Annotated in this window: 6 protein-coding genes; 2 read left to right on the forward strand and 4 right to left on the reverse strand. The window is 65.1% G+C overall.

Going from position 1 to position 4,783, the window contains the following annotated elements:
- Both EOA33_RS24680 and EOA33_RS24685 read left to right on the forward strand, forming a co-directional pair.
- On the forward strand, positions 1 to 540 hold a 540-nt coding region (locus EOA33_RS24680; RefSeq protein WP_127406824.1), incomplete at its 5' end, for a PDZ domain-containing protein.
- A gap of 39 nt (positions 541 to 579) precedes the next feature.
- Positions 580 to 1,890 (forward strand): replication-associated recombination protein A, encoded by a 1,311-nt coding sequence (locus EOA33_RS24685; RefSeq protein WP_126054451.1) that lies wholly within the window; start codon positions 580 to 582, stop codon positions 1,888 to 1,890.
- Between the two features lie 40 nt (positions 1,891 to 1,930).
- Here EOA33_RS24685 and EOA33_RS24690 read toward each other — a convergent pair whose 3' ends face one another.
- The 4 genes from EOA33_RS24690 to EOA33_RS24705 form a co-directional block, all read right to left on the reverse strand.
- Complete coding sequence (locus EOA33_RS24690) at positions 1,931 to 2,356, reverse strand: HIT family protein (RefSeq protein WP_126054452.1); 426 nt, start codon at positions 2,354 to 2,356, stop codon at positions 1,931 to 1,933.
- 109 nt (positions 2,357 to 2,465) lie between these two features.
- Positions 2,466 to 3,680: a GNAT family N-acetyltransferase gene (locus tag EOA33_RS24695; RefSeq protein ID WP_126054453.1), complete on the reverse strand. Its 1,215-nt coding sequence runs from the start codon at positions 3,678 to 3,680 to the stop codon at positions 2,466 to 2,468.
- Positions 3,681 to 3,721: 41 nt separating this feature from the next.
- The gene (locus EOA33_RS24700) at positions 3,722 to 4,450 is read right to left on the reverse strand and encodes a glycerophosphodiester phosphodiesterase (protein WP_126054454.1); all 729 of its coding nucleotides are present in this window, start codon (positions 4,448 to 4,450) and stop codon (positions 3,722 to 3,724) included.
- Positions 4,451 to 4,464: 14 nt separating this feature from the next.
- A partial coding sequence (locus EOA33_RS24705) for a RidA family protein (protein ID WP_145989265.1) occupies positions 4,465 to 4,783 on the reverse strand: 319 nt, incomplete at its 5' end.

Consider the following 4,783-nt stretch of genomic DNA (forward strand, 5'->3'; position numbering starts at 1 on the left):
CCGACCGGCGCGCTGGTCGCGACGGTCGACGCTACCGGGCCGGCGGGCAAGGCGGGGCTGAAGCCTGGCGACGTCGTGCTGTCGCTCAACAACACGACGGTCGAAAGCATCGAGGCTCTTGACTATCGCATGGCCACCTTGTCGATCGGCTCCAAGGCCAGCTTCGCTGTGCTGAGCAAGGGCCAGCAGGCGACGATGGAGATCCCGCTGGAGCGAGCGCCGGAAGGCGCCAAGGCCACTGAGGTGACGCTGCATGGCCGCAGCCCGTTCGCCGGCGCCAAGGTCGCGGAACTGTCGCCGAGGCTTGCCCAGAAGCTCGGCCTGCGCACCGACCTCAAGGGCGTCACCGTAGTAGATATCAATCGCGATTCGCCGGCGGCCGATTTCGGCTTTCAGCCGGGCGACATTGTGCGTGAGGTGAACGGCACGACCATCGACACGGCGGCGACGCTGGCGCAAATAGCCCAGCAGGACACGCGCTGGTGGCGCTTTACCGTCGAGCGCGGCGGGCAGATACTGCGCCAGGTGTTGCGTTATTGAGGCGATCCAAGGGATCGCCCTCCAGCTTCGAAGACGTTCATGGCCGATCTGTTCAGCGTCGATGAACCGGAAAAGGCGCCGCCCGGCCGGCCGCTGGCCGACCGGCTGCGCCCGAAAAACCTCGGCGAGGTGGTCGGCCAGGAGCATCTGACCGGTCCCGATGGCGCGCTGACCAGGCTGATCGATTCCGGCTCTCTCGGCTCGATGATCTTCTGGGGGCCGCCCGGCACCGGCAAGACCACGGTTGCGCGGTTGCTTGCCGGCGAGACCAAGCTCGCCTTCGAGCAGATATCGGCGGTGTTTTCGGGCGTGGCCGACCTGAAGAAGGTGTTCGAGGCGGCCAAGCTGCGCCGCGCCAACGGCCGCCAGACCCTGCTCTTCGTCGATGAGATCCATCGCTTCAACCGGGCCCAGCAGGACGGCTTTTTGCCGGTGATGGAAGACGGCACCGTCGTGCTGGTCGGCGCCACCACGGAAAACCCATCCTTCGAGCTGAACGCGGCGTTGCTGTCGCGGGCGCGTGTGCTGGTGTTCCGTTCACTCGGCGAGGACAGCATCGCCAAGCTTCTGGCACGCGCCGAGGATGCCGAGGGCAGGGCGCTGCCACTCGACGACGAGGCGCGCGCCATGCTCGTCCGCATGAGCGACGGCGACGGCCGCGCCTCGCTGACGCTCGCCGAAGAAGTGTGGCGCGCCGCCAAGTCCGGCGAGGTGTTCGGCCCGGAGGGTCTGCAGCGCATCATCCAGCGCCGCGCGCCGATCTACGACAAGGGCCAGGACGGTCACTACAATCTGATCTCGGCGCTGCACAAATCGGTGCGCGGCTCCGACCCGGACGCCGCCCTCTACTATCTCGCCCGCATGTTCGACGCCGGCGAGGATCCGCTCTATCTTGGCCGTCGGCTGGTGCGCATGGCGGTGGAGGATATCGGGCTGGCCGACCCGCAGGCGCTGGTCATCGCCAATGCCGCGAAGGACGCCTATGACTATCTTGGTTCGCCCGAGGGCGAGCTCGCCTTCGCCGAGGCCGCCGTCTATCTCGCCACCGCGCCGAAATCCAACGCCGTCTACACCGCCTTCAAGGCGGCGACGCAAGCGGCCAAGGAGTACGGCTCGCTGCTGCCGCCCAAGCACATCCTCAACGCGCCGACCAAGCTGATGAAGGAAGAGGACTACGGCGCCGGCTATCGCTACGACCACGACGAGCCCGACGCCTTTTCCGGCCAGGACTATTTCCCGGAAAAGATGGGCCGGCGCACCTTCTACGATCCGCCTGAGCGCGGCTTCGAGCGCGATATCAGGAAACGGCTGGACTATTGGGCCAAGCTGCGCGGCGAGCGGGAAAGGTAAGCTCGCCGCGCCATGGTCGCGCGCTTCGGCCGGCGCTCGTTCAGTCAGCAAGCGCCGCCCGGATCTTGCTCGCATTTTCCGCCAGCACCTCGGGCTGTTCCATCTGTCCGCTGTGCGGCTTCAAGGGGATGCCCTCGAAGCGCGGAATGACATGGACATGGAGGTGGTAGACGGTCTGGCCCGAAGCCGGTTCGTTGAACTGCAGGATGGTGACGCCATCGGCGCCGAAAGCCTTCTTGACCGCCCGCGCCAACTTCTGAACGATCGTGAAGAGCGGCCCGAGCGTGGCCGCGTCAGCGTCGAGCAGATTGCGCGACGGCGCCTTCGGCACCACCAGGGTGTGGCCCGCTCCTTGCGGCATCACATCCATGAAGGCGATGACCGCATCGTCTTCATAGACACGGTGCGAGGGGATTTCGCCGCGCAGGATCTTCGCGAAGATGTTGCCGGAATCGTAGTCAGCCATGGCGGGCGCTCCTGATCAAGGATGTCCTGCCTCGTGTAGCGAAGCCGTCATGGCGCGGCAAGGCAGGTCACCCGAGATCGATTATGCCTGCCTCGACAAGGACGAGGGGCTATTCGGCCAGATCCTTGCGGAATGGCGTGTGGTCCTCGAGATATTCGCCCATCCGCTCGACCTCACGGCGCTCGCGGCGCAGATAATCGGCCACCGCGTTGCGCAGGCCGGGATGCGCGATGTAGTGCGCCGAGTGCATGGTCACCGGGCGGTAGCCGCGCGCCAGCTTGTGCTCGCCCTGCGCGCCGGCTTCCACGACCTTCAGCTTGCGTTCGATGGCGAAGTCGATCGCCTGGTGATAGCAGATCTCGAAATGCAGGAAGGGATGGTTCTCGATGCAGCCCCAGTTGCGCCCGTAGAGCGCATCGGAGCCGATGAAGTTGATGGCGCCGGCGATGTAGCGGCCGTTGCGCCTGGCCATCACCAGCAGGATGTCGTCGGCCATGCGCTCGCCGATCAGCGAGAAGAACTGGCGGTTCAGATAGGGACGGCCCCATTTCCTGCCGCCGGTGTCCATGTAGAAGGCAAAGAAGTCGTCCCAGACCCTTTCGGTCAGGTCCTTGCCGGTCAGCCAGTCGATCGAGATGCCGTCGGCCAGTGCCTCGCGCCGCTCCTTCTTCATCGCCTTGCGCTTGCGGGAAGCAAGCGTGGCCAGGAAGTCGTCATAGCTCGAAAAGCCTTCATTGAAGAAATGGAACTGCTGGTCGGTGCGGTGCAGGAAGCCGGCCGCCTCCAGCGTGACGACATCGCTTTCCGAGGCGAAGGTGACGTGAGCGGAGGACACGCCGAGCTTGTCGGTCACCATCTTCAGGCCAGCCGCGAGGCCGGCCTTCACCGCGCTGTCATCCTCGCCCTTGCTGACCAGCAGGCGAGGGCCGGTGACGGGAGTGAACGGCACGGCACTTTGCAGCTTCGGATAGTAGCGGCCACCGGCGCGTTCGAACGCATCCGACCAGCCGTGGTCGAAAACATATTCGCCTTGGCTGTGCGATTTGAGATAGCAGGGCACGGCGCCCAGCAGCTTGCCCTGCGCCGTCTCCAATCGCAGGTGGTGGCCCTGCCAGCCGGTGCGGCGCACAGCGCAGCCGGACTCTTCAAGCGCGCTCAGAAAAGCGAATGAAACGAGAGGGTTGTAGCCGTTTTCCTTGTCACCGCGCGTGGTCCCGGCAAAGCCGTTCCACTCATCGCAGGTGAAGGCGCCGATACCGGAGGCGACGCGGATCGAAAACTCCGCATTCGCCATCTGTCCATCATCGTCATCACCCTGATCCATGAGGCTTATTTAAGCTCCATACGGGGCTGCGCAAGCCTGGATCACGCCACCTTTACGAGGTCGGGTTCGAAACCTTCGAAGGTCATCTGGTCGGCATATTTGAAGGTGAGGTCGACCGCCGGCTGGTCATGCACGGTCCAGGTGATGACCGGCATTTTCAGCCGCTGGCGCACGAAGCTGACGAAGGGGTTGGGCAGGTCGCCGGCGGCATAGGAGGTGAAGGCGATGTCATGCGCCAGCATGGCGAAATGCGCCTCGATCAACTGGTTGTCCTTGCCGTAGGCGGTCAGCCCGCCAGGAATGCCGGGCGCGTCCTTCGGAAAATCGCGGATCAGCCAATGGTCGAACGACATGATCGCCGCCTTGCCCTTGTAGCGATTGAGCATCTTGCCGACGCTCGCCACAAGGCCCTGGTCGTAGCCCGGCGTGCCCTTCAGTTCGACCACCAGCGGCACGCGGCCGTCGATCAGGTCGAGCGCCTGCTGCAGCGTCGGCACATGATCGGCCGTGCCGCCGACCTTGAGCGCCGAGAGCTCCGCCGCCGTGCGCTGCCAGACGAAGCCGTCCTCACCGGTCAGCCGCTTGAGGTCGCCATCATGGATGATGACGGGAACGCGGTCCGAGGAGAGATGCACGTCGCATTCGATCGCGTAGCCGCGCTCGGCGGCGGCCGCGAAGGCCGACAGCGTGTTCTCCCAGCGCGCCTTGTTCATGTCGTGGAAGCCGCGATGCGCGACAGGGCGTGCGGTCAGCCAGGAAAGGTCGGTCATGATATCGGTCCGGCTCATTCGACTTCGAAGATCGCTTCGATCTCCACCGCCGCGTTAAGCGGCAGCGAGGCGGTGCCGACGGCGGAGCGGACGTGCTTGCCGCTTTCGCCCAGCACCGCGACCAGGAAATCGGAAGCGCCGTTGGCGACCAGATGCTGCTCGACAAAGTCGGGCGCCGAGGCGACGAAGACGGTGATCTTGACCAGGCGCCGGACCTTCCCGAGATCGCCGAGCGCTGCCTTGGCCTGCGCCAGAATGTTGATGGCGCAGTATTTTGCGGCTTCCTTGCCAGTCGCCGTATCGACGTCGCGGCCGAGTAGGCCGCTCGCCTGC

The sequence above is a fragment of the Mesorhizobium sp. M4A.F.Ca.ET.050.02.1.1 genome, from assembly GCF_003997725.1.
In the GTDB taxonomy this organism is placed as follows: Bacteria; Pseudomonadota; Alphaproteobacteria; order Rhizobiales; family Rhizobiaceae; genus Mesorhizobium.